The 23562-nt window shown below is 70.8% G+C and carries 25 protein-coding genes; 14 read left to right on the top strand and 11 right to left on the bottom strand.

Annotation, left to right across the window (positions count from 1 at the left end; genetic code table 11):
* The first annotated feature begins 6 nt into the window (after positions 1–6).
* Positions 7–1473 carry a fused MFS/spermidine synthase gene (locus DXK32_RS15780; RefSeq protein ID WP_114859378.1) on the top strand — a complete coding sequence of 489 codons (1467 nt, stop codon included), beginning with the start codon at positions 7–9 and terminating at the stop codon, positions 1471–1473.
* Positions 1474–1477: 4 nt separating this feature from the next.
* Here DXK32_RS15780 and DXK32_RS15775 read toward each other — a convergent pair whose 3' ends face one another.
* The 4 genes from DXK32_RS15775 to DXK32_RS15760 form a co-directional block, all read right to left on the bottom strand.
* A complete protein-coding gene (locus DXK32_RS15775) occupies positions 1478–2023 on the bottom strand; it encodes a universal stress protein (protein WP_114859377.1) in 546 nt (181 codons plus the stop codon).
* A 3-nt stretch (positions 2024–2026) separates the two neighbouring features.
* Positions 2027–2806 (bottom strand): TIGR02186 family protein, encoded by a 780-nt coding sequence (locus tag DXK32_RS15770; RefSeq protein ID WP_114859376.1) that lies wholly within the window; start codon positions 2804–2806, stop codon positions 2027–2029.
* Positions 2803–3720: a sulfite exporter TauE/SafE family protein gene (locus DXK32_RS15765; RefSeq protein WP_035670215.1), complete on the bottom strand. Its 918-nt coding sequence runs from the start codon at positions 3718–3720 to the stop codon at positions 2803–2805. Before DXK32_RS15765 ends, DXK32_RS15770 begins: the two co-directional genes overlap by 4 nt.
* Positions 3721–3783: 63 nt before the next feature.
* On the bottom strand, positions 3784–4782 hold the full coding sequence (locus DXK32_RS15760; RefSeq protein ID WP_114859375.1) for an adenosine kinase: 999 nt from the start codon (positions 4780–4782) through the stop codon (positions 3784–3786).
* A gap of 187 nt (positions 4783–4969) precedes the next feature.
* On the opposite strand from DXK32_RS15760, the gene DXK32_RS15755 reads away from it, so the two are divergent.
* On the top strand, positions 4970–5662 hold the full coding sequence (locus tag DXK32_RS15755; protein ID WP_114859374.1) for an EI24 domain-containing protein: 693 nt from the start codon (positions 4970–4972) through the stop codon (positions 5660–5662).
* Between the two features lie 132 nt (positions 5663–5794).
* On the opposite strand, the gene DXK32_RS33125 is transcribed toward DXK32_RS15755, so the two are convergent.
* A complete protein-coding gene (locus DXK32_RS33125; protein WP_247877176.1) occupies positions 5795–6082 on the bottom strand; it encodes a hypothetical protein in 288 nt (95 codons plus the stop codon).
* Here DXK32_RS33125 and DXK32_RS15750 point away from each other — a divergent pair.
* On the top strand, positions 6069–6677 hold the full coding sequence (locus DXK32_RS15750) for a bactofilin family protein (RefSeq protein WP_247877175.1): 609 nt from the start codon (positions 6069–6071) through the stop codon (positions 6675–6677). The two genes, DXK32_RS33125 and DXK32_RS15750, sit on opposite strands and share 14 nt — an antisense overlap.
* Before the next feature lie 110 nt (positions 6678–6787).
* Here the strand turns inward: DXK32_RS15750 and nth are convergent, their stop codons facing one another.
* On the bottom strand, positions 6788–7447 hold the full coding sequence (gene nth / locus DXK32_RS15745) for an endonuclease III (RefSeq protein ID WP_114859372.1): 660 nt from the start codon (positions 7445–7447) through the stop codon (positions 6788–6790).
* Positions 7448–7523: 76 nt separating this feature from the next.
* Here nth and DXK32_RS15740 point away from each other — a divergent pair, with 76 nt between their 5' ends.
* Together DXK32_RS15740 and DXK32_RS15735 are read left to right on the top strand one after the other, a co-directional pair.
* On the top strand, positions 7524–8036 hold the full coding sequence (locus DXK32_RS15740) for a DUF2244 domain-containing protein (protein ID WP_247877174.1): 513 nt from the start codon (positions 7524–7526) through the stop codon (positions 8034–8036).
* An 87-nt stretch (positions 8037–8123) separates the two neighbouring features.
* Positions 8124–9026, top strand: coding sequence for a methylated-DNA--[protein]-cysteine S-methyltransferase (locus DXK32_RS15735; RefSeq protein WP_114859370.1), 903 nt, complete (start codon positions 8124–8126; stop codon positions 9024–9026).
* Between the two features lie 31 nt (positions 9027–9057).
* On the opposite strand, the gene dapB is transcribed toward DXK32_RS15735, so the two are convergent.
* Together dapB and znuA are read right to left on the bottom strand one after the other, a co-directional pair.
* Positions 9058–9855 carry a 4-hydroxy-tetrahydrodipicolinate reductase gene (gene dapB / locus DXK32_RS15730; protein ID WP_114859369.1) on the bottom strand — a complete coding sequence of 266 codons (798 nt, stop codon included), beginning with the start codon at positions 9853–9855 and terminating at the stop codon, positions 9058–9060.
* Between the two features lie 71 nt (positions 9856–9926).
* Positions 9927–10901 carry a zinc ABC transporter substrate-binding protein ZnuA gene (znuA, locus tag DXK32_RS15725; RefSeq protein WP_114859368.1) on the bottom strand — a complete coding sequence of 325 codons (975 nt, stop codon included), beginning with the start codon at positions 10899–10901 and terminating at the stop codon, positions 9927–9929.
* An 89-nt stretch (positions 10902–10990) separates the two neighbouring features.
* Here znuA and znuC point away from each other — a divergent pair, with 89 nt between their 5' ends.
* Both znuC and znuB read left to right on the top strand, forming a co-directional pair.
* Positions 10991–11803 (top strand): zinc ABC transporter ATP-binding protein ZnuC, encoded by an 813-nt coding sequence (gene znuC / locus DXK32_RS15720; protein ID WP_211098338.1) that lies wholly within the window; start codon positions 10991–10993, stop codon positions 11801–11803.
* Positions 11796–12584, top strand: coding sequence for a zinc ABC transporter permease subunit ZnuB (gene znuB / locus DXK32_RS15715; RefSeq protein WP_114859367.1), 789 nt, complete (start codon positions 11796–11798; stop codon positions 12582–12584). Before znuC ends, znuB begins: the two co-directional genes overlap by 8 nt.
* A 117-nt stretch (positions 12585–12701) precedes the next feature.
* Here znuB and DXK32_RS15710 read toward each other — a convergent pair whose 3' ends face one another.
* Positions 12702–13586 carry a LysR family transcriptional regulator ArgP gene (locus DXK32_RS15710; protein WP_114859366.1) on the bottom strand — a complete coding sequence of 295 codons (885 nt, stop codon included), beginning with the start codon at positions 13584–13586 and terminating at the stop codon, positions 12702–12704.
* A 107-nt stretch (positions 13587–13693) separates the two neighbouring features.
* On the opposite strand from DXK32_RS15710, the gene DXK32_RS15705 reads away from it, so the two are divergent.
* A complete protein-coding gene (locus DXK32_RS15705; RefSeq protein ID WP_114859365.1) occupies positions 13694–14293 on the top strand; it encodes a LysE/ArgO family amino acid transporter in 600 nt (199 codons plus the stop codon).
* Between the two features lie 59 nt (positions 14294–14352).
* Here the strand turns inward: DXK32_RS15705 and DXK32_RS33505 are convergent, their stop codons facing one another.
* Positions 14353–15666 (bottom strand): methyl-accepting chemotaxis protein, encoded by a 1314-nt coding sequence (locus DXK32_RS33505; RefSeq protein ID WP_114859364.1) that lies wholly within the window; start codon positions 15664–15666, stop codon positions 14353–14355.
* Between the two features lie 341 nt (positions 15667–16007).
* Here DXK32_RS33505 and DXK32_RS15695 point away from each other — a divergent pair, with 341 nt between their 5' ends.
* The 6 genes from DXK32_RS15695 to DXK32_RS15670 all read left to right on the top strand — a co-directional run bounded on the left by DXK32_RS15695 (position 16008) and on the right by DXK32_RS15670 (position 21738).
* Complete coding sequence (locus DXK32_RS15695) at positions 16008–16793, top strand: (Fe-S)-binding protein (protein ID WP_114859363.1); 786 nt, start codon at positions 16008–16010, stop codon at positions 16791–16793.
* Between the two features lie 4 nt (positions 16794–16797).
* Positions 16798–18234, top strand: coding sequence for a LutB/LldF family L-lactate oxidation iron-sulfur protein (locus tag DXK32_RS15690; RefSeq protein ID WP_114859362.1), 1437 nt, complete (start codon positions 16798–16800; stop codon positions 18232–18234).
* A gap of 2 nt (positions 18235–18236) precedes the next feature.
* Positions 18237–18923: a LutC/YkgG family protein gene (locus tag DXK32_RS15685; protein WP_114859361.1), complete on the top strand. Its 687-nt coding sequence runs from the start codon at positions 18237–18239 to the stop codon at positions 18921–18923.
* Positions 18924–19045: 122 nt separating this feature from the next.
* Complete coding sequence (locus DXK32_RS15680; RefSeq protein ID WP_114859360.1) at positions 19046–19618, top strand: Smr/MutS family protein; 573 nt, start codon at positions 19046–19048, stop codon at positions 19616–19618.
* Between the two features lie 12 nt (positions 19619–19630).
* Entirely contained in the window at positions 19631–20035 is a 405-nt protein-coding gene (locus DXK32_RS15675) for a helix-turn-helix domain-containing protein (RefSeq protein WP_114859359.1), read from the top strand.
* Positions 20036–20196: 161 nt separating this feature from the next.
* Positions 20197–21738, top strand: coding sequence for a PAS domain S-box protein (locus tag DXK32_RS15670; RefSeq protein WP_114859358.1), 1542 nt, complete (start codon positions 20197–20199; stop codon positions 21736–21738).
* Here the strand turns inward: DXK32_RS15670 and DXK32_RS15665 are convergent.
* On the bottom strand, positions 21698–23326 hold the full coding sequence (locus DXK32_RS15665) for an ABC-F family ATP-binding cassette domain-containing protein (RefSeq protein WP_114859357.1): 1629 nt from the start codon (positions 23324–23326) through the stop codon (positions 21698–21700). The genes DXK32_RS15670 and DXK32_RS15665 overlap by 41 nt on opposite strands.
* Positions 23327–23562 lie beyond the last annotated feature (236 nt).

Below are 23562 nucleotides of genomic sequence, written 5' to 3'. Positions count from 1 at the left end.
CCGGCCTTGATCGGCTCCGAGCCCTCCCCCGCCCGCCCGTCCCTCCGCTCCTTCGCGCTGGCCGCGGCTGCCTTTTCCGCGGGCTGGTCGCTGATGATGATGGAAATCCTCGGCGGGCGGCTGATGGCGCCGCATTTCGGCTATTCGGTCTATCAGTGGGGCGCCGTCATCGGCGTGGTGATGACCTTCATGGCCGCCGGCTACTGGACCGGCGGTCAGCTCGGCGACGGGCCGAAGGCGGTGCCGGCGCTGCGCGCCGCCCTGCTGGCGGGGGTCGCCGCGGCGGCGCTGACGCCCTGGCTGGGCAAGCCGATGCTCGCCGACGCCGCGGGCCGCTTCAACGCGGTCGAGGGGTCTGTCGTCGGGGCGGCGCTGATCCTCGGGCTGCCGTCCTTCGCGCTGGCCATGGTGTCGCCGATCTGCGCGGGCCTGAGCAGCCTGACCGGTGCGGCGGCGGCGGGGCGGATCTACGCGGTCGGCACGCTGGGCAGCATCGGCGGCACCTTCTTCGCCTCCTTCTACGCCATCCCGCAGGTCGGGGTGTCGGCGGGCTACGCCCTGGCGGCGGTCCTGCCGGCGCTCGCCGGCCTGTTCGTTCCGGGTGGGAAACGGGTGGCCGCCGCCGCGGCCCTGGCGGTTCCCCTGGCCTGGGCCGCCGGCCATGGCGAGGGCCAGGGCTTCGCCCTCTACCGCGAGACGCCGCACAACACGATCATGGTGCAGGAGGACGCCGAGCAGATCCGCCTGCATTTGAACGTGGCCTGGGCCACCCAGTCCCGGCTGCGCAAGGATGGCGGCCCGACCGGCCTCTATTACGACCTGTTCGCCGCCGTCCCGGCCCTGGGCAACGGCACGCGCGTCCTGGTGCTGGGGCTGGCCGGCGGGGCCGCCGCCAAGGAAATCCTCGACCGCTGGCCCGGTGCCGACATCCTGGGGGTGGAGCTGGACCCCGCGGTGGTCGAGGTGGCGCGGGAGTGGTTCGGCCTGCGGCCGGAGGTGCGCGTCGCCGTGGAGGACGCCCGCCGCCACGTCGAGCGGTCGCCGGAGCAGCACGACGTGGTGATCGTCGACCTCTACTCGACCGCGCTGATCCCCTTCTTCACGGCGACCAGGGAGTTCTTCGCGGCGGTGGAGCGGCGGGTGGCGCCGGGCGGCGTGCTGGTCATGAACGTCGCCTCCCCCATGGACCGCGACGCCCTGGTCGGGCCGCTGGCGGCGACGCAAGGCGCGGTCTTCCCGTCGGTGTACGTCGCCGACGCCGGGCGCGGGAATTACCTGCTGATCGCCACGAAGGAGGCGCGTACGCTGGAGGAGCTGAGCGTACGCCTGCGCGCCGCTCCGCCGGGTGCGACGTACGCGGCCTCGCGCATCCTGGAGACGCTGGCACCCGCCGAACTGGCCGGGCACCCGGTGCTGACCGACGACCGGTCCGACATCGACCAGCGCAGCCTGACCGCGCTTTACGGCCGCTGATGCCTTACGTGATGGCGTCCAGCGCGTCGATGCCGATGCCGCCCGGCACGATGGTCAGCGGAATGCGCATCTTCGCGAGGCCGCGGTTGGTGAAATAGGAGATCAGCGGCCCCGGCCCTTCCGGTTCGATGCCGGCGGCCAGCACGAGGATGGAGATGCTCGGCTCCTCGTCGATCAGGGCCAGCACCTCGTCGCGGCGGTTGCCCTCGCGCACGTACAGGGCCGGCAGGGTGCCGGTCAGGCGGTTCACGTCGCGCGCCAGCTTCTGCAGCTTCTGCTCCGCCTCCGCGCGCTGCTCCTCGCGCATCAGGTTTTCCAGGGCCAGCCACTGCTGCACCTCGCCCGGCTCGATGACGTAGAGCAGCGCCACCTTGCCCCCTGACTTGCGGGCGCGCAGACAGGCGTAGCGCAGGGCGAGCTGAAGCTCCGGGCTCTCGTCCACCACCACCAGGAAGATGCGGACCGGCGGCTTGGCCGTGGACTCCGGGGCCGTGGACTCCGGGGTGACGTCCGCCCCGGCCTTCGGATCGGTCGCAATCGGATCGGACATGGGTCACACCCTCCGGAAGATGGCGCCGGCGAGCCAGCCGGCGGCGATGGCGCCAATCACCGCGGCAACACCGTAAATCATCGGCTGGTTGCGCGCAAAGTCGTAGATTTCCGCGCTGAAGCCGACCTTGGACACCACCAGCGGCGTGGTCTGGGCGCTGACCACCTCGCCGTCGCGGATCAGCAGCGCTTCCACATTGTACAGCCCCGTCGGCACGTTGGCCGGAAAATAGATGTTGGTCCGGAACAGCCGCTCGCCGAGAAAGGCCACCTGCCCCAGCGTGATGCCGTAGAGCCCGGCCCGCTGCTTGTTGCGGATCAGGGCGGAGCGGAACAGGGCGAGCTGGTCCGGGGCCAGCTGCTCGCGCGGGCCGAGCTGGAGATTCGGCAGGCCGATCTGGTGGCGTTCCAGAACCGGGCGGCCGACGAACTGGTCCAGCGGGCGGTTCGTCGCGACCATGTAGTAGCCGGGCACCTGCTCGAACCGCACGCTGCGCGCGTTGATCCAGATGCCGGCGATGCGCTCCTTGCGGCGCACGGTGACCGGGGTGCGCGGGCCGGTCACCACGATGGCGACGTCACCCGCCCCGTCGGTGGTGCCGAACAGCACGACCTCGGTCCCGGTGAAGCCTGTGGTGATGGCGATCAGGTGGCTCGACAGGTCGGCGACGAGCTGCTGCGCCCACACCGTGGCGGCGAGGAACACCCCCGCCAGAAGCCCCACCACCCCGCCGGCGATCCGGACGGACCACAGCCGCCCGGCGCCCTTGCGGACAGCGCTCACGACATCCTCGTCGAGATGGTGAAGACGTCGTTCGGTTCCATCACCAGATCGAAGGCGAGCTTCAGCGCCACCGCGACGACCAGCGAGGCCAGCAGGAGACGCGCCTGCTCGCCGCGCAGCCGGCCGCCGGCCTTGGTGCCGAACTGCGCGCCGACCACCCCGCCGATCAGCAGCAGCAGCGCCAGCATCACGTCCACCGTCTGGTTGGTCGCCGCCTGGAGCAGCGTCGCCATCGCCGTGGTGAAGATGATCTGGAACAGCGAGGTGCCGGCCACCAGCCCGGTCGGCATGTTCAGCAGATAGATCATCGCCGGCACCAGCATGAAGCCGCCGCCGATGCCCATGATCGCCACCAGCATCCCGCCGACCGCCCCGATCCCGGCCGGCAGCAGGGCGGAGATGTAGAGCTTGGAGCGCTGGAACCGCATCTTCAACGGCAGGCCGTGCAGCCACATGTGACGGTGCAGCTTGCCCCGCTTGGCGGTGGGGGCGCGGCGGCGGATCAGCGCGCGGCTGGCCTCCACCATCATCATCGTGCCGATGGTGCCGAGGAAGAAGACGTAGGACAGCGTGATCGCCGCGTCGATCTGGCCGATCCGCTGCAGGATGGAGAAGATCCAGACGCCGACCACCGTGCCGACCATGCCGCCCAGCAGCATGACGACGCCCAGCTTCACGTCCACGTTGCCGCGCCGCCAGTGGGCGAGCACGCCCGAGACGCTGGCGGCGACGAGCTGGTTGGCCTGGGTGCCCACCGCGATGGCGGGCGGCACGCCGATGAAGATCAGCAGCGGCGTCATCAGGAAGCCGCCGCCCACCCCGAACATGCCGGACAGGAAGCCGACGAGCCCCCCCATGCCGAGCACGAGCAGGGCGTTGACCGACATCTCGGCGATCGGCAGATAGACTTGCATGGGGGCGGAGCCGGCGGACGGGAAGGTCCGCCAGCTTATACCCTACGGGCGCTGCTCCGGCAATTAGGCCGGAACGCCCGCGTCTTTAAGCAGATCGGCCAGCACGACGTCCGGACGGGCGCCGACATGGCTGATGATCTCCGCCGCGGCCAGCGCGCCGATGCGGCCGCACACCGCCGGGGCCATGCCGCGGGTGTAGCCGTAGAGGAAGCCGGCGGCGTAGAGATCGCCGGCCCCCGTGGTGTCGACCACGCGGGCGACCGGGGATGCGGGAACCTCGACCACCTCGCCGCCGGAGACGATGACGGCGCCCTTCTCGCTGCGCGTCAAGGCGGCGGTCTTGCCGAGGCGCTTCACCGCCTCCAGCGCGTCCTCGAAGCGGTCGGTCTTGTAGAGGGCGGTGATCTCATGCTCGTTGGCGAACAGGATGTCGACATGGCCCTCGACGAGGTCCAGGAACTCCGCGTGGTGGCGGTGGACGCAGAAGCTGTCGGACAGGGAGAGCGACACCTTGCGCCCGGCGCCATGGGCGGCGGAGGCGGCCTTGCGGAAGGCCTCCTTGGCGCGGGGCGGGTCCCACAGATAGCCTTCCAGGTAGGTGACCTGCGAGTTGGCGATCAGCGCCTCGTCGATGTCCTCCGGCCCCAACTCCACGCAGGCGCCGAGGAAGGTGTTCATGGAGCGCTGGGCGTCCGGCGTCACCAGGATCAGGCAGCGCGCCGTCGGGGCGCCGCCATGGCCGGCCGCCGTCTCGAAATGCACGCCGGCGGCGCGGATGTCGTGGCGGAAGACCTGGCCGAGCTGGTCACCGTGGACCTTGCCGATGTAGGCGCCTTTGCCGCCCAGCGAGGCGATGCCGGCCATGGTGTTGCCGGCGGAGCCGCCCGACACCTCGATGCCCGGGCCCATGCGGCCGTACAGCTCCTCGGCGCGGGCGGCGTCGATCAGCGTCATCGCCCCCTTCTCGATGCCGTTGGCCGTGAGAAAGGCGTCGTCGGCATGGGCGATCACGTCGACGATGGCGTTGCCGATGCCGGTGACGTCGAATTCGGCCGTGGCCATGGGCGCTCCTTGGAAATTCTGGGAAAAGGCGGGGAAAGACAGTGTCGGCACCGTGGAGGAAAACCGGGCGCGAGTATAGCGGCTCGCCTTCACATCTCAAGCGCGGCGCAAGGCCCCCTGGAATGGAACGGCCCGCCGTCGTAGATAAGCGTCGCCCGACCGCAACGGCCCCACAGAGAGAGTCCGTATGATCCGCGCCCTGCTTCTCGCCATCGGACAGCTTTCCGACCCGGCGTCCCGCCGCGTCGTGTGGATCGGCGTGCTGTCCGCCATCGCCGCCTTCGCCCTGCTGGCCGGGGCAGTGTGGTGGGCGCTGTTCCACACGGCGCTGACCGGCTACGCCTGGGTGGACGGGGTGCTGGACGTGCTGGGCGGGCTGGCCGTCCTGATCCTGGCCTGGGTGCTGTTTCCCGCCACGGTCGGCATGGTGTCCAGCTTCTTCCTGGACGAGGTGGTCCAGGCGGTGGAGCGACGCCACTATCCCCAGTTGCCGCCGCCCCGCCAGACCGGCCTTGGCGAAGAGCTGCTGACCGCGCTTCGCTTTTTCGCCATCGTCCTGCTGGTCAATCTGTTCGCCCTGCCCCTGTATCTGATGGTGCCGGGGTTGAACCTGCTGATCTTCTACACCGCCAACGGCTATCTTCTCGGCCGCGAATATTTCGAGATGGTGGCGATCCGGCGGATGGGACGGAAGGAGGCGGGGTTTCTGCGGCGTTCCAGCCCGTTGAAACCATTTTTGGCTGGCGCGGTAATTGCCTTTCTTTCGACAATTCCTTTCGTCAACCTGCTGGTGCCGGTGATCGCGAGCGCCTTCATGGTCCACATCTACCATTCCATGACGGGGTCCATGACGGGCCTTCCCCGCCGGGAAGGGGCGTGACGGACCGCCGGGCGGCGCGGCCCCGACCGTGCACCAAAGCCCACTTGCGGCCGGCCGGATGACCGTGTTACCCCGGCGGGGTGGTCTTTTGGCCGCTGTCGGTCGGGCCCGGTCGTGCGTCACCGCCGCCGATCACCCGACTTCCACGACCTGCCCAACGACCTGACTGACCTGGGGATCAACGTTCATGCTGTTCGGACGAAAGAATCCGCCCGTCGGTGCGCCGAAGACCCAAAGCGCCGACCCGGCCACCCCGGCCGCACCGCAGGCGGGCGCCGCCGAACCCGCGGCGGCCATGTCGCCGCTCGCCTCCCTGAGCAACCCGTCCGCGACGACCTCGCCGGCCGGCCCCGCCCCGGCCGCCCGCACGCCGCAACCCGAGCCGATTTCCTCCAAGGGACCCGAGATGAACACGAGCACCCCGAAGCCGCCGGGCGGCGCCCCGATCCCCGGTTCGAGCTACAAGCCGACGGACATTCCGCGCCGCACCGTCGACCTTCCGGGTGCCGCGCCGCGCCGTCCCGACGGATACGGCGCCCCGGCTTCGGCGCCCGCCGCGACCCCCGCCCCGGTCGCTCCGGCGCCGGCCGCCCCGCTCGCCAGCGACCAGCGCCGCCTGATCGTCGGCCGCGACATTTCGCTGAACGGCGAAATCGGGTCCTGCGACATCCTGGTCGTGGAAGGCACGGTGGAGGCCAAGCTGCGCGACGGCCGGTCCATCGAGATCGCCGAAACCGGCCTGTTCAAGGGCGCCGTCGAGATCGACGAGGCCGACATCGGCGGCCGCTTCGAGGGCGACATCATCGTGCGCGGCCGCCTGACCGTGCGCTCCACCGGCAAGATCAACGGCTCGATCAAGTACGGCGAACTGGCGGTCGAGGCCGGCGCCCTGCTGAACGGCGAGATCGGCAAGTACACCCCGCCGGCCAAGCCCGCCGCGGCCCCCGCCGCCCCGGCGGAAGCGGCGCCGGCCTCAGCGTCGACGGCGCTCGACCCCATCGTGGTGGACGGCTAAACGCCGTTAAACGCGGTTTCACGAGCAAGCCCGGCGGGGATCGACCCCTCGCCGGGCTTTTTCATTTTCCAGGTATCGCGGGCGTTTCACGGGAAACATCGCGCCGTGCCTCACACCACGGCGGCCGGCAGCACCTTGTCCTTGAAGCCGCACAGATCGCTGACCGGGCAGACGAGGCAGTCGGGCTTGCGGGCCTTGCAGACGTAGCGGCCGTGCAGGATCAGCCAGTGGTGGGCGTGCCGGCGGTAGGCCTTGGGGACCACCTTCAGCAGCTTCGCCTCCACCGCGTCGGGCGTCTTGCCGGGGGCGAGGCCGGTGCGGTTGCCGACGCGGAAGATGTGGGTGTCCACCGCGATGGTTTCCTCGCCGAAGGCGACGTTCAGCACCACGTTGGCGGTCTTGCGCCCGACTCCGGGCAGGGTTTCCAGCGCCTCGCGGTCGCGCGGCACCGCGCCGCCATACTGGGCGACCAGGATTTCCGACAGCCGGATGACGTTCTTGGCCTTGGTGTTGAACAGGCCGATGGTCTTGATGTAGCCGCGCAGCCGCTCCTCCCCCAGTTCCACCATCTGCTGCGGCGTGGTGACGATCTGGAAGAGCGGACCGGTGGCCTTGTTGACGCCGACATCGGTGGCCTGAGCCGACAGCACGACGGCGACCAGCAGGGTGTAGGGATTGATGTATTCCAGCTCGCTCTTCGGCTCCGGGTTGGCGGCGCTGAGGCGGCGGAAGAATTCCTGGACGGCGGCGGGCTTCATGGCGCGCAGCATAGCGGGACCTCGGCGGTTCTTGCAAACAGGACGGCTGGAACCCGCGCCCAAGCCACACCAGTTTGTGTGCATGACCATGGCCCGTCATGATCTGCCCCCGGCTTCCCGCGTCTTCTTCGACGCGATCCTGCACCCGCACCGCAGCCTGGGGCGGCACGGGTTCCGGGTTCTGATGGGGGTGGTGATCCTCGTCAACCTGCTGATCGCCGGGATTTTCGCCGCCAACGGGGCGTGGCCGGTGGTGCCCTTCTGCGGGCTGGACGTGGTGATCCTGTGGCTGGCCTTCCGCGTCAACAACCGTGCCGCCCAACTGTACGAGCGGGTGCGCCTGACCGACACCGACCTGACCGTCCAGCGCGTCGCCCGCAACAAGCCGGAGCGGCGCTGGAGCCTTCAGCCCAACTGGCTGCGCGTCACCCTGGACGGCCCGCCCCGGCACGGCGGCCGGGTGACCCTCACCTCGCACGGGCAGTCGGTGGCCGTCGGCGCCTTCCTGACACCGGACGAGCGGGCGGACTTCGCCCAGGCGCTGCGCGGCGCGCTGGCGCTGTGGCGCCGCGCTCCTTGCCATCCCGAGCCGGTGCCCTGACCACCGAAGGACTGCGCAAGAAACGGGTTGGTCGGCCCGCTCCGGCAGCGCATCCTGCGCCGGTCATGGAGCCTGGGAGAGAACGCCATGCCGTGCCTGAACCCCGCCGAAGATCCAGTCGATGCGCGGCGCCACCGCGCCATCGCCGCCGCCATCCGTCATCTCGTGGACCACTGGCAGGACCAGCCGGGACTGGACGAGCTGGCCGGCGTCGCCGGCATGAGCCCCTTCCATTTCCAGCGGCTGTTCACCCAATGGGCGGGAATCAGCCCGAAGCGCTTCCTGCAGTTCCTGACGCTGGACAACGCCAAGCGGCTGCTCGCCGCGAACCAGAGCGTGCTGGACGTGGCGCTGGACGTCGGGCTGTCCGGCCCGTCGCGGCTGCACGACCTGTTCGTCGCCTGCGAGGCGATGACGCCGGGCGAGTACAAGGCGCTGGGCGGCGGGCTGACCATCCGCTGGGGGCTGCACCCCACCCCCTTCGGCCCATCGCTGGTCGCCGCCACCGAGCGCGGCGTCTGTTGGCTGAGCTTCGCCGAGGAGGAGGACGGGCGCGACGCGCTGGCCGAGATGGCCGCCGCCTGGCCGGCCGCCCGTCTGGTCGAGGACGCCGACGCCACCCGCCCGGTCGCCGCCCGTGCCTTCCGCTGGGACGGTTCCGCCAAGGACGGTTCTACAGGCGGCGAGCCTCTGCGCCTGCTGATGAAGGGCACCAATTTCCAGATCAAGGTGTGGGAGGCGCTGCTGCGCATCCCCTCCGGCGCCGTGGTGTCCTACGAGGACGTGGCCCGCGCCATCGGCCAGCCGACCGCCATGCGGGCGGTGGGGGCGGCAGTGGGACGCAACCCGGTCTGCGTGCTGATCCCCTGCCACCGGGTGATCCAGAAGTCGGGGATCATCCACAACTACCGCTATGGCATCCCCCGCAAGCGCGCCCTGCTCGCCTGGGAGCAGGGGCACGCGATGCCGGAGGACGAGGCGGCCGCTTGAGGGGCGGCCGCTTGAAGAGCCGCCTGACCGGTCAGAGGCCCAGCACGTCCTTCATGCTGTAGAGGCCCGGCTGCTTGTCGTTGGCCCACAGCGCCGCGCGGACCGCGCCCTTGGCGTAGACCTGGCGGCCCGACGCCTTGTGGGTCAGTTCGATCCGCTCGCCCTCGGCGGCGAAGACCACCGTGTGGTCGCCGATGACGTCACCGCCGCGCAGCGTGGCGAAGCCGATCTCGCCGCGCGGACGGACGCCGGTGTGGCCGTCGCGGACCTTCTGCCAGACATCCTCCAGCGCCACCCCGCGCCCCGCCGCCGCCGCCCGGCCGAGGCCGAGCGCGGTGCCCGAGGGGGCGTCCACCTTGTTGCGGTGGTGCATCTCCAGGATGTCGATGTCGTAGTCGTCGCCCAGCGCGCGGCCGACCTGCTCGACCAAAGCCAGCAGCAGGTTGACGCCCAGCGACATGTTCGGCGACTGGACGATCGGGGTGTGGGTGGCGGCCTGGGCGATGGGCTCCTGCTGGGCCGGGCCGATGCCGGTCGTGCCGATGACCAGCACCGTCTGCGACTGGGCGGCCAGCGCGGCGTGGCGGACGCTGGCCTCGGGGCTGGTGAAGTCGATCACCGCGTCGGCCTCGGCGAACAGCGCCGCCGCGTCGTCGATGGCGACGACCCCCAGCGGCTCCAGGCCGGCGAGGACACCGATGTCCTTGCCGAGCGCCGGGCCGCCCACCCGCTCCGTGCCGCCGGCCAGCGTGCAGCCCGGCGTGGCGGCGATCTCGCGCACCAGCATCTGCCCCATGCGCCCCGCGCACCCGACGACCCCGATCTTCATGCCTGCCTCCCTGGGAGAATTCCGACACGGGTCTAGCACAGCCGGGGGCGGGGCTTAAGCGCCGAGACGCGTCAGGACCCCAGGCATTCCTTCAGCGAGGCGGCGATGTTGCGCATCAGCGCGGGGTAGAGGCCCGGGCCGTCCTTCAGGTCCGCCCCTTCGGGGTCGAGCACGCCCTTCTTCGCCGGGGTGCCCTCGACGATGGTGTTGACCAGCGCCGGCTCGAACTGCGGCTCGGCGAAGACGCAGGCGGCGCCGAGGCCGCCGATCTTGACGCGGATCTCCGACAGCCGCTTGGCCGAGGGGCGGCGTTCCGGGTTGACGGTGATGGCGCCGACGCCGTTCAGGCCGTACTGCGCCTCGAAATACTGGTAGGCGTCGTGGAAGACGACGAAGGGCTTGCCGGCCACCGGGGCCAGCGCCGCCTTCAGCTCCGCGTCGAGCGCGTCGATGGAGCGGGCGGTGCGCTCGGCGTTGGCGGTGTAGGCGGCGGCGTTGGCCGGGTCCTTGGCCGACAGCGCCTCGGCGATGGCCGCGACCATGGCGCGGGCGTTGGCGGGAGAGAGCCAGATGTGGGTGTTCACCTCGTCATGGTCGTGCTCGTCCTCATGGGCGTGCTTGTCGTCGTGCTTGTGGTCGTGATCGTGCGTGTGCTCATGCCCATGGTCGTGGGCCTCCCAGGCGCCGCCCTCGCGGGCGTCGAGCAGGGTGACGCCCGGCGCCTCCAGAAGCGTGACGGAGGTGGCCTTCTTCGCGTTCGCCGTCACCGGCTTGTCGAGGAAGCCCTCCAGCTCCGGCCCGATCCAGAAGACGAGGTCGGCGGCGGCCAGCGCCTTCGCGTCCGACGGCTTCATGGCGTAGGTGTGGGGGGACGCGGCACCACGCACGATCAGCGCCGGCTCCGCCACCCCCTCCATCACCGCGGCGACCAGGGAATGGACCGGCTTGATCGAGGCGACGACCTTCGGCGCCTCGGCCAGCGCCGGGCTGGCGGCAAGGGCGGCGGCAAGGGCAAGGAGCGGCAGGGGACGCATCGCGGCGCGCATGGGTGGGTTCCTCATCGTCTGACTGGACAGCCGGGTCTTTCCGGCGCATAGCTGTCTTCGTTTTCAGCAATGTCACGTTATAACATAACATGTCAATCCATCACGGGGCTCATCATGCGGCCCGTTCGCCGATTCCGGCCCTGGCCCCTCCCCTGGTCGACACCAAGGGCCTGACGGTGCGGCTGGGCGGGCGGACGATCCTCGACCGCGTGGACCTGGAGGTGCGGCCCGGCGAGATCGTCACGCTGATCGGCCCCAACGGTGCGGGCAAGACGACGCTGGTGCGCGCCGTGCTGGGCCTCGTTCGCGCCTCGTCCGGAGTGGTGGAACGCCGCCGGGGCCTGCGCATCGGCTACATGCCGCAGCGCCTGACGGTCGACGCGACCCTGCCGCTGACCGTCCGCCGCTTCCTGGCGCTGTGGCGCCCGGTGACCGAGGCGCGCATCACCGCGGCGCTGGAGGAGGCCGGCGTCTCCCACCTCGCCGCCAGCCCGGTGCAGACGGTGTCCGGCGGCGAGATGCAGCGGGTGCTGCTGGCCCGCGCCCTGCTCGGCGATCCCGAGCTTCTTGTGCTCGACGAGCCCGATCAGGCGGTGGACGTCCATGGGCAGGCCGAGCTGTTCGGGCGCATCGAGACGCTGCGCCGCACCCGCGGCTGCGGCGTGCTTCTGGTCAGCCACGACCTGCACACGGTGATGGCCCGCACCGACCGCGTGCTCTGCCTGAACGGCCATGTCTGCTGCCAGGGCGCGCCGGAGGATGTGCGGCGCCACCCGGAATACCGCGCCCTGTTCGGCGGCCACGCCGACGCGCTGGCCGTCTATGTCCACCACCACGACCACGCGCACGCCAGCGACGGCGCCGTGGTGCCCGGCCATGACGGGGACTGCTGCCATGGATGATTTCGTTCTGCGCGCGCTGGCCGCCGGCTGCGGCATCGCGCTGGTCGCCGGTCCGCTGGGCTCCTTCGTGGTGTGGCGGCGCATGGCCTATTTCGGCGACACGCTGGCCCATTCCGCCCTGCTGGGGGTGGCTCTGGGCTTCCTGCTGGGCGTCAACCCGCTGATCGGGGTGGTCGGGGTCTGCGTCGCGCTGGCCCTAGCCCTGGTCGGGCTGCAGCGGCGCCGCGCGCTGGCCACGGACACCGTGCTGGGCATCCTGTCGCATTCGTCGCTGTCGCTGGGCCTCGTCGCCATCGCCTTCCTGGAGACGCTGCGCGTCGATCTGGTCGCCTATCTGTTCGGCGACATCCTGAGCGTCACCACGGCCGATCTGGCCTGGATCTACACCGGCGGGGCGGCGGCGCTGGGCGGGCTGCTGCTGCTGTGGCGGCGGCTGCTGGCGGTGACGGTGGACGAGGATCTGGCGCGGGTGGAGGGCATGCCGGTGGAGGCGCTGCGGCTGGCCTTCATGCTGCTGATCGCGCTGGTCATCGCGGCGGCGATGAAGATCGTCGGCATCCTGCTGATCACCTCGCTCCTCATCATCCCGGCGGCGGCGGCCCGCCGCTTCTCCCGCACGCCGGAGGCGATGGCCGCCCTCGCCTCGGTCTTCGGGATCGCCGCGGTGCTGGGCGGCCTGCTCTCCTCGCTGAACTGGGACCTGCCGGGCGGGCCGAGCATCGTGGTCGCCGCCGCCGCCCTCTTCCTGGCCAGCATGATGGTGCCGGCGGCGAACCGCTAAAGCGAACTTCCGTTCGCTTTAGCGGTTCACATCGCCTCATTCGCCGGCGGGCTCCGGTCGCATGTGCGACCGGGACCGCAGTCGCGGTCCAAAGCGGATCGCAATCCGCTTTAAGCGTCACACTTGCGTCAACTGGGCGCGCGCCGTCGTCAACACCGAGCGCGTGATGTCGGCCAGGGTGCGGCTGGCGATGCGGCTGCGCTGCCAGAACAGCGGCACGTCGAGCGGCTGGTCCGGCACCAGCGCCACCAGCCGCCCGTCGCGCAGGGCGTCGGCGACCAGCGGCTCCGGATTCATCCCCCAGCCGAGTCCGGCCAGCGCCGCGTCGACGAAGGCGTGGGTGGAGGGCATCCAGTGGGTCGGCGAGGCGATCTCCACCCCGAAAGCCTGCCGGGTCCACTGCGTCTGCAGCCGGTCCTTGCTGTTGTAGGTCAGGCGTGGCGCGCGGGCCAAGGCCGCCGCCGCCACCCCATCGGGGAAATGCCGGCGCAGGAAGTCGGGGCTGGCCGTCGCCACGTAGCGCAAGGCGCCCAGCGGGGTGCTGTCGCAGCCCTGCACCGGCTGGGCGCCGGACGTCACCGCCGCCAGAACCTCGCCCCGGCGCAGCCAGTCGGCGCTGTGCTCCTGATCGTCGAGCACGAGGTCGAACAGCACGTCCGGCGTCCCGGCCATGGCGGCGACGAACCAGGTGGCGAGGCTGTCGGCGTTGACCGCCATGCGCACCGTCACCGCCGGCCCATCCTGCGGCAGGCCGGGAAGCCCGTCGCGCAGCTCGCTCTCCAGCAGGGCCACCCGCTCCGCGTGCTGGCTCAGCCGCAAGCCGGCGGGGGTGCCGGTGCAGGGCGATCCGCGCACCACCAGGATCGTCCCCATCCGCTCCTCCAGCAGCTTCACCCGCTGCGACACGGCGGAGGGGGTGACGTGGAGCTGCGCCGCCGCCCGCTCGAAACTGCCGGTGCGGACCACCGCGGCCAGCGCGGCGAGCAGGGCATAGTCCAGCATGGATTAGTGTTCCTTAATCCGGATAAGGGAGTTTAGTTATTCTAATCCGGATGGCGATGGTAGGGGAACGGCCTCCGCCACCGATATCGCCAACGAATGGGGCCACCATGCTCACCGCCTTCCTTCCCGGCCTTCTGCTGGGTCTCAGCCTGATCGTCGCCATCGGCGCGCAGAACGCCTTCGTGCTGCGCCAGGGCCTGCGCGGGGAGCATGTGCTGGCCGTCTGCGCGACCTGCGCGGTGTCGGACGCCCTGCTGATCCTGGCCGGGGTCGGCGGCTTCGCCCAGGCCGCGCACTGGCTGCCCTGGCTGGAGACGGCGACCCGCTACGCCGGGGCGGCCTTCCTGCTGGTCTACGGGCTGCGCAGCTTCCGCTCGGCCTGGCGGGCGGGCGGCGCGCTGGACCCGGCTTCGGCGGTCCCGGCGGGGCTCGGCGCGACGCTGGCGACCTGCCTGGCGCTGACCTGGCTGAACCCGCACGTCTATCTCGACACGGTGGTGCTGGTCGGGTCGGTGTCGACCCAGTTCGCCGAAGGCAAGAACGCCTTCGCGCTGGGGGCGATGACCGCGTCCCTTCTGTTCTTCTTCGCGCTGGGCTATGGGGCGCGCCTGCTGCGGCCCGTCTTCGCCCGGCCCGGCGCGTGGCGGGCGCTCGACACCGGCATCGGCGTCGTCATGTGCACGATCGCCGTGGGTCTGGTCGCCTGAGCGATGGAACGCCGATAGGGGACCGGCGCGGAGATCCCCCTCCCCGCGCCGGCTGCCCGTCAGGACGCCTTCAGCGCCTGCAGGAAGGTTTCGACCTGATGCTTCAGGCTGTCGGACTGGCCCGAGAGGTCGGAGGAGGAGCGGATGACGAGGGTGGAGGCCTGCGCCGTCTCGTTCGCCGCCACGCTGACCGCCTCGATGCTGCGGGCGATCTCGTCGGTGCCGCGGGCGGCCTGGGCGACGTTGTTGGAGATCTCCTGGGTCGCCGCCGCCTGCTCCTGCACGGCCGATGCGATGGTCGTGGAGATCTCGTTGATCGACCGGATCGTCTCGCCGATGCCCTGGATGGCGCCGATCGTCTGGTTGGTCGCCGCCTGGATGCCGGCGATCTGGGCGGAGATGTCCTCGGTCGCCTTGGCGGTCTGGTTGGCGAGACTCTTCACCTCGCTCGCCACCACGGCGAAGCCCTTGCCCGCCTCGCCCGCCCGCGCGGCCTCGATGGTGGCGTTGAGCGCCAGCAGGTTGGTCTGGCCGGCGATGCCCTGAATCAGCTTCACCACGTCGCCGATGAGCTGCGCCGACTGGGCGAGGCTGTCGGCGGTGCCGCCGATCTGTTCGGTGCGCGACACCGCCTCGCGGGCGATGGCGACCGACCGCTCGACCTGCTGGCCGATTTCCCCGATGGAGGCGGAGAGCTGCTCCGCCGCCGCGGCGACCGCCTGGACGTTGGACGCCGCCTGGGCGGTGGCAGCGGCGGCCTCCGCGCTCTGGCGGGTCGACCGTTCCGACAGGGCGCCGAGCTGGCGCGACACGCCCTGCATGTCGGCCGAGCTGCCGGACACCGCCTGCACCACGCTCCTGACCTTCACGTCGAAGTCGGCGGCGAGGGAGCCGGCGCGCTGGCGCATCTCCTCCTCCTCCTGGACGTCGATCAGCGAGCCGCAGGCGCGCAGCGCCACGCCGGCCGCGTTGCGCCGGCAGCCGCCGATGGCGCGGAACCAGCGGTAGGAGCCGTCGCGCATCTTGACGCGGTAGCGCACGTTGAAGGGCGTGCGGCCGCTGGCGTCGGCCAGGAAGGCGCCGAAGGCGGCAAAGGTCGGGGCGCTGTCGTCCGGGTGGAGACGGTCCGACCAGGAGGTCATCAGGTTCGGGAAGTCCTGCTCGCCCTCGAAGCCGAGCAGACGGCGGAACTGGCCGGACCAGGTCCAGCGGCTCTGCGGATGCGCCGGGTCGCCGTTGTGGAACACCGCGTCCCACAGGCCGACGCCGGCGTGGTTGCCGTAGAGGTCGAGCGCTTCGGTCAGCTCGGCCAGCTCAGCGCCGCGCCCGTTGCCGCCCTTGGACCCATCCCGGAAAAATCCCATCAGACTCATGGACTTGCCCCTCCCCCTCACACAACGTTCGCTACAACTTCCAGACGATTCCCACGACCGAACTGATTGGTCGGCCTGATTTCGTATACGGACGATATGTGAATTTAGATTTCATTTTGGTAAAAACGTTTTCCATCTTTTTGAAACAGAAAGCACGCCCGCCCCATTGTTTGTTTTGCCCTTTGTATGTTTGACCTTTATTACTTTTGGTTGTGCAGAGACCCTTCGACCAGCAGCGCACCGCGACCGGACGCCGCCGGCCCGGCCCGTTGCCATCCCCGGCGGGAGGACCTACAGTCGCCACCGTCAGGGGATCAGCACCAGGAAGACGCAAGGACATCATGGCCGACACGCGCCCCGCCCCCCGAGTGGGGCTGTTCGTCACCTGCCTCGTCGATGTCTACCGCCCGACGGTCGGCTTCGCCGCGGTGAAGCTGCTGGAGGACGCCGGCTGCACGGTCGAGGTGCCGGCCTCCCAGACCTGCTGCGGCCAGCCCGCCTTCAACGCCGGCGACCGCGCCACCGCCCGCGATCTCGCCCGCAGCACCATCGCCGCCTTCGAGGGGTTCGACCATGTGGTCGTCCCCTCCGGCTCCTGCGCCGGGCAGATCCGCAAGCATTACCCGGAGCTTCTGGCCGACGATCCGGCCTGGGCGGCGCGCGCCCGGCACCTGTCGGCGCGCACGCACGAGCTGGTGTCCTTCCTGACCGACGTGCTGGGAGTGACGGACACCGGCGCGCGCTACGACGGCACGATCACCTACCACGACAGCTGCTCCGGCCTGCGCGAGATGGGCGTCAAGGAGCAGCCGCGCCGCCTGCTGGCCAAGGTCGAGGGGCTGACGCTGAACGAGCTTCCGGGGGCGGAGGTCTGCTGCGGCTTCGGCGGCACCTTCTGCGTCAAGTACCCGGACATCTCCAACCGCATGGTCGAGGCCAAGACGGCGGACATCAAGGAGACGAAGGCCGACACGCTGCTGGCCGGCGACATGGGCTGCCTGCTGAACATGGCCGGCAAGCTGAAGCGCGAGGGCTCCGCCGTCCGCGTCCGCCACGTCGCGGAGGTGCTGGCCGGCGTCACCGACACCCCTCCCATCGGCGAGCCCATAAAAAGCGGGAGGGCATAACGCCATGCAGCCGACCACCCACGCCTTCCCCGAGAACGCCCGCAAGGCGCTGAGCGACGAGCGGCTTCAGAAGGTCCTGGCCATCGCGCCGGCCGGTTTCGTCAACCGCCGCAAGCAGGCCGCCGACCGGCTGCCGGAGTTCGAGGCGCTGCGCGACCAGGGCCGCGACCTGAAGAACCATGTCCTGGCCAACCTCGACACCTATCTGGAGGCCTTCGAGGGCAAGGTCACCGAGCAGGGCGGCCATGTCCACTGGTGCCGCACCGACCAGGAGGCGCGCGACGCCATCCTGGGCATCTGCCGCAAGGTCGGGGCGAAGACCGTCACCAAGGGCAAGTCGATGATCTCCGAGGAGATCGGGATCAACGACTACTTGGAAGCCAACGGCCTGACCCCCATCGAGACGGATCTCGGCGAATACATCATCCAGCTCCGCCGCGAGCCGCCCAGCCACATCATCGCCCCGGCCTTCCACCTGTCCAAGGCGGACGTGGAGGGCACCTTCCGCCAGGCCCACACCGACTTGCCGGCGGACCGCGTGCTGGACGAGCCCAAGGTGCTGATCGCCGAGGCGCGGCAGGTGCTGCGCCGCAAGTTCCAGCAGGCCGACGTCGGCATCACCGGCGCCAACATCATGGTGGCGGAAACCGGCTCGACCGTCATCGTGACCAACGAGGGCAACGGCGACCTGACCCAGATCCTGCCGCGCGTCCATGTGGTGATCGCCACCATCGACAAGGTGGTGCCGACGCTGGAGGACGCGGCGCTTGTGCTGCGCCTGCTGGCACGCTCCGCGACGGGCCAGGAGACGTCGGCCTACACCACCTTCTCCACCGGGCCGCGCCGTCCCGGCGACCTCGACGGGCCGGAGGAATTCCACGTCGTTCTGCTCGACAACGGGCGGTCGGCGCTGCTCGGCACCGAGTTCCAGGACGTGCTGCGCTGCATCCGCTGCGGCGCCTGCATGAACCACTGCCCGGTCTACGGCTCGGTCGGCGGCCACGCCTACGGCTGGGTCTATCCGGGGCCGATCGGGTCGGTGATGCAACCGGCCCTGCTGGGGGTGAAGGAGGCCGGGCACCTGCCCAACGCCTCGACCTTCTGCGGGCGGTGCGAGGCGGTCTGCCCGATGCGCATCCCCCTGCCCAAGATGATGCGCCACTGGCGGGAGAAGGAGTTCGAACAGAATCTCCAGCCCGCCACCATGCGCCGGGGGCTGGCCCTGTGGGGCTGGTTCGCCCGGCGCCCGGCGCTGTACCACGCCGCCGCCCGTATGGCGGCGCGGGCGCTGGGGATGCTGGGCCGCGGCAAGGGACGCTTCGCCCGCCTGCCACTGGCCCAAGGCTGGACGCAGCACCGCGACATGCCGGCGCCGGAGGGCAGGACCTTCCAGCAGATGTGGGCCGAGAAGAAGGCTGCCGAGAAGAAGGGAACGCGCTGACCATGGCCGACACCGGCTCCGCCCGCGCCCAGATTTTGGGCGGCATCCGCAAGGCGCTGAACTCCGCCGAGGGATCGGAGGAGGCGCGCCGGAGGCTCGCCACCCACCCGCGCAACCTGATCCCGGCCCGCGCCCAGCGTCCCCACGACGAGCAGGTCGAGCTGTTCGCCGCCATGGCGACGGAGGTGTCCGCCACCGTCGAGCTTCTGGGCGGGATGGCCGAGGTGCCGGGGGCGGTGGCCGACTATCTGGCCGGGCTGAACCTGCCCGCCGAGGTCCGCGTCGCCCCGGACGCCGCCCTGGACCCCATCCCCTGGGACCAGCGCCCGACCCTGACGGTGACCAAGGGGCGCGCCCGCGACAGCGACGGCGCGTCGCTGACCGGCGCCTTCGCCGGGGTGGCGGAAACCGGGACGCTGATGCTGCTGTCCGGGGCGGAGCGGCCGACCACGCTGAACTTCCTGCCCGACACCCACATCGTCGTGCTGCGGCGCGGCCAGATCGTCGGCACCATGGAGGACGCCTGGGACCGGCTGCGCGCCGCCGGTGGGGAGGATGGCGCAAACGGCGCCCTGCCCCGCACCGTCAACTTCATCACCGGGCCATCGCGGACCGGCGACATCGAGATGCGGATCGAGCTGGGCGCCCACGGGCCGCGGCGCCTCCACATTCTTCTGGTGGAGGATTGACACGGCTGAGTGTTCAAGGGTTTATCGGAGCGTTGTCCGTGCCGGAACCCGTGTTCACCCGTGTTTGACCCGCCCTGCCCTTCGACCCGCGCGCCCGGACGGGCCGCGCCGAGGTCCCCGTCGTGAGCCGCCGCCGCTCGGTCTCCACCGAGGAACGGCGGCTGTGGCGGATCGCCATGCGCGACGCGGAGCCGATGCCGGGCCGGACCATCGCGGAGCCCGATCCTCCCGCCGCCCCCGCGGGCGAGCCGGAGCCGGTCGCCACCACCGCCTCGCCACCCCCCACCCTGCCGCCGCGCGGCGGCCTGCCGAAGGGCGGGCGTCCGTCGCAGCCGCCGCTGAAGGTCGGCAACCTCGACAACATCGACCGCCGCACCGCCGACCGCTTCGCGCGCGGCGAGATGGAGATCGACGGGCGCATCGACCTGCACGGGATGAGCCAGGACCAGGCCCACGGCGCCCTGTCCGGCTTCGTCCGCCGCGCCTGGCACGAGGGGCGGCGCTGCGTGCTGGTCATCACCGGCAAGGGCACCTACACCGGCGGGGTCGGCGTGCTGCGCCAGTCGGTGCCGCGCTGGCTGGCCGACGCCGCCCTGCGCCCAATGGTGCTGGCGGTGCGCCCGGCGCAGCCCCGGCACGGCGGCGACGGAGCGCTGTATGTCCTCGTCAAACGGCGGCGCGATCATCATCGGTAGGACGGGGCCGCGATGACACCCTTCGGCGAACGGGTCCGCGCCCTGCGCGAGGGCAAGAGCGTGACGCTCAAGCAGATGGCGGCGGACCTGCACATCTCCTCGGCCTATCTGTCGGCGCTGGAGCATGGCAAGCGGGGCCAGCCCTCCGCCCAGCTCGTCCGGCAGATCTGCGCCTATTTCGGCATCATCTGGGACGAGGCGGAGGAGCTGGAGCGGCTGGCCGCCCTGTCGCACCCGCGCGTGACGGTGGACACCGCCGGACTGAACCCGAAGGCGACCGAGCTGGCGAACCGTCTGGCGGAGCGCATCCACGACCTGGACGACGGAACGCTGGACCGGCTGCTCCTTCTGCTGGACGAGGCGCCGGCCCGCGGCGGCGCGGCGGTGCGCCGGCGGGCGGCTCCGCGCCGCCGGTAGGACGGGAAAGCCGCGTAACGCCCTGATTTGCCTTGTGGGTTAATCGGTCGCACCTTCGTCATAGGCAACCGGACGTTTCACGTTCGCTTTCACCACGTCAAATCCCTTACCATCCGATCCGGGATACCCCGAATCCAGGCTTGACCAGACGGGATTATCGTATGACCGCCGAGGTCGGGTCCGTCATGCCGGGGAACGGCGTTACGGACGCCCTGTTCCGCTCCGTCTTCGACAGCGCGTCGGTCGGCATGATCGTGGCCGCGCCGGACGGGCGCATCCTGGCCGCCAACCCCGCCTTCGCCCGCAGCCTGGGCTACAGCCCGCCGGACATGGCCGGACGGCATCTGGCCGACCTCACCCATCCGGAGGACTGGGCGTGGGAAAGCCTGCGCTTCGGCCGGATGGTGCGGGGCGAGATTGCGCCGGCCCCCTTCGAGAAGCGCTTCCTGCGCGCCGACGGCGGCGTGATGCGCGCCGCCATGCGCCCGTCCTGCCTGCACGGCCCCGATGGGCGTGTGCGGGCGCTGGCCGCGGTGATGGAGGACGTGACGACCGCCCGAGCCGCCGACGAGGAACTTCAGCGCAGCGAGGCGCGCAACCGCGCCATCGTCGAACAGGCGGTCGAAACGATCCTGACCGTGGACGCCCGCGGCGTCATCCTGGCCGCCAACCAGGCGGCGGAGCTGCTTCTCGGCTACAGCCCGGACGAGCTGACCGGCCGGCACATCGCCGTGCTGATGCCGCCGGAGGAGGCCGCGCAGCACGGCGATCACATGCGCCGCTATCGGGAGACCGGGGTTCGGCAGGTCATCGGCGTCGGGCGGGAGGTGACGGTCCTGCGCCGGGACGGCACCGCCATGGTCGTCTGGCTGTCCCTGTCGGAGATCGACCTGCCGGGATTCCACGTCTTCGTCGCGATGCTGCGCGACCTCAGCGCCTTCAAGGCCGCCGAGCAGGCGCTGATCGAGGCCAAGGAGGCGGCGGAGCTGGCCAACCGCGCCAAGACCGCCTTCCTCGCCAACATGAGCCACGAGCTGCGCACGCCGCTGAACGGCATCCTGGGCTTCGCCGACGTGATCCACCAGCAGATGCTCGGGTCGCTGGAAAACCCCATGTACGTCAACTTCGCGGCGGAGATCAAACGGTCGGGCGAGCTGCTGCTGGCCAACATCAACGACCTGCTGGAGATGGCCACCATCGAGGCCGGTCAGGTCGATCTGGAGGAGTCGCTGTGCGACTTCCGCGACGTGGTGGTGTCCTGCGTCCGTCTGGTCGCCAAGCGGGCGGAGCGCGGCAAGCTGCACGTCGAGGCCGACATCGCCAGCGAGTTGCCGCCTCTGCTCGCCGACCCGCGGGCGCTGAAGCAGGTGCTGCTGCACCTCCTGTCCAACGCTATCAAGTTCACCCCGGAAGGCGGGCGCGTCGGCGTGTCGGCCCGCGTCGATTCCGCGGGCGCCCTGGTGGCCGAGGTGTTCGACAGTGGCGTCGGCATCCCGGAGGACCGTCTGGAAACCGTCTTCCAGCCCTTCTTCCAGGGCGAGTCTTCGCTGGCCCGCCGGTTCGAGGGCATCGGGCTGGGCCTGTCCATCGCCAAGTCGCTGGTGGAACGGCACGGCGGCCGGCTGGAGATCCGCTCGCTGGAGGGCGCCGGCACGTCGGTGGTCATCCACCTGCCGAAGGACCGCTTCCTGACCGATTGGTGAGGTCCAGCCGGCGCGTGAGCCCGATGGCGTCGAGGAAGGCCTCGTCGTGGCTGACCACCAGCAGCGCCCCGTCATAGGCGCGCAGCCCGGCTTCCACCGCTTCGATGGACTCGATGTCCAGGTGGTTGGTCGGCTCGTCCAGGATCAGCAGGGGCGGAGGAACGGCGCCGCCGAGGACGCAGGCGAGGCCGGCGCGCAGCGTCTGGCCGCCGCTGAGGGTCGACACGCGCTGCAAGGCGGCGTCGGCGCGGAACATGAAGCGGGCCAGCGACGCCCGGCAGGCGTTCTCCCCTTCCCGCGGGTTGAGGCGCCGGAAATTGTCCAGGATCGTGTCCGACGGATCGAGAAGGCTCACCCGCTGGTCGAGCGTGACGGCGCCGGCAACGACGCGGACCGTCCCGGACCAGGGGGCGCGATGGCCGGCGACGAGCGCCAGCAGGGTCGTCTTGCCCGACCCGTTGGGTCCGGTGACGGCGACGCGCTCCGGCCCGGTGATGGTGAAGGACAGGTCGCGGACGACCGGCCGTCCCGCTTCGTAGCCGGCGGCGACGGCGTCGAGCGTCAGCACGGTCCGGCCGGGCGGAAGGCCGGTGGGCGGCAGCACGACCGACAGCGGCTGAAGGACTTCGATGCGCGCGCGGGCGCCGGCCACGGCGTCGAGCGCGTCGGCCTTCCGCTGGGCGGCGCGGCGGGCGTTGTCGCCGCCGGTGGCCTCGCTGCGCTCCTTCCGGCCGCCGAGGAGGATGCGCGGCAGGTCGCCTTTCGCCGCCTTCCGCTGGCCCGCCCGGTCCTTGCGCGCCTTGCGTTCGGCGGTGGCCTGCGCCGTCTGGGCCGCCTCCGCCACGCGTTTCTCGGCGTCCGCCAGATCATGGCGGGCGGCGTCGAGGGCCAGCGCCCGGGCGGCGCGGTACTGGCTCCAGTTTCCGCCGTAGCGGGTGGCGCCGAGGGTGGTCAGCTCGATGATGGCGTCCATGCGGTCGAGCAGCTCCCGGTCGTGGCTGACCACCACCGCCCCGGCCCGCCAGGAGGCCAGCAACCCGACGACCGCCTCCCGCCCCTCGCGGTCGAGATCGTTGGTTGGCTCGTCCAGCAGCAGGACATCGGGCTCCGGAAAGATCGCCGCGGCCAGGGCGGCGCGCGTGCGCTGCCCGCCCGACAGCCGGGTCAGCGGCGTCTCGGGCTCCGCCTCCAGGCCCACCCGGCCGAGCGCGGAGCGGATGCGGCCTTCCAGCGTCCAATCCACCTCGGCCAGCGCGTCGGCGTCCGCGTCGCCCCGCTCGGCGCGGCGCAGCAGGTCCAGCATGGCGGCCGCGCCGAACAGACCGGCGACCGTGTCGTCCGGTCTCACCGACAGGTTTTGATTCAGGATTCCCAGGCTGCCGCGGACGGACACGGTCCCGGATTGCGGGCGCAGCGCCCCCGTCATCAGCTTGAGAAGAGTCGATTTCCCGGTGCCGTTGCGTCCGACGAGCCCGGTCCGTTCAAGGCCGAACCCCAGGCTGATGTCGGATAGGACGGAACGCCCGTCAGGCGTGGACCAGGACAGGTTCGCCAGAGTGATGGCGGGCGGCGTGATGGAAGCAGGCATGGACGCGGATTTCCCCGAAGACGAAACGAACGGACGTTGCGGTCGGGTTGAAATCCATTGGTCTGCGCATCCTGCCGTGGTGAGACGCCGGCCATCCTAAGGCCAGCCGGGCCGCCGATCAAGAAAGCCGATCAAGGCGGGTGGACTCCCATAACCCTCTCCCCTCTGGGGAGAGGGTGCCCGCGAAGCGGGCGGTGAGGGGGTTGCGCGTGTCGGTACGTCCGGCACAAGCGCAA

It is taken from the genome of Azospirillum brasilense (assembly GCF_003349955.1).
Classification (GTDB): Bacteria; Pseudomonadota; Alphaproteobacteria; order Azospirillales; family Azospirillaceae; genus Azospirillum; species Azospirillum brasilense_B.
This window is presented reverse-complemented; position numbering and strand designations above follow the sequence as displayed.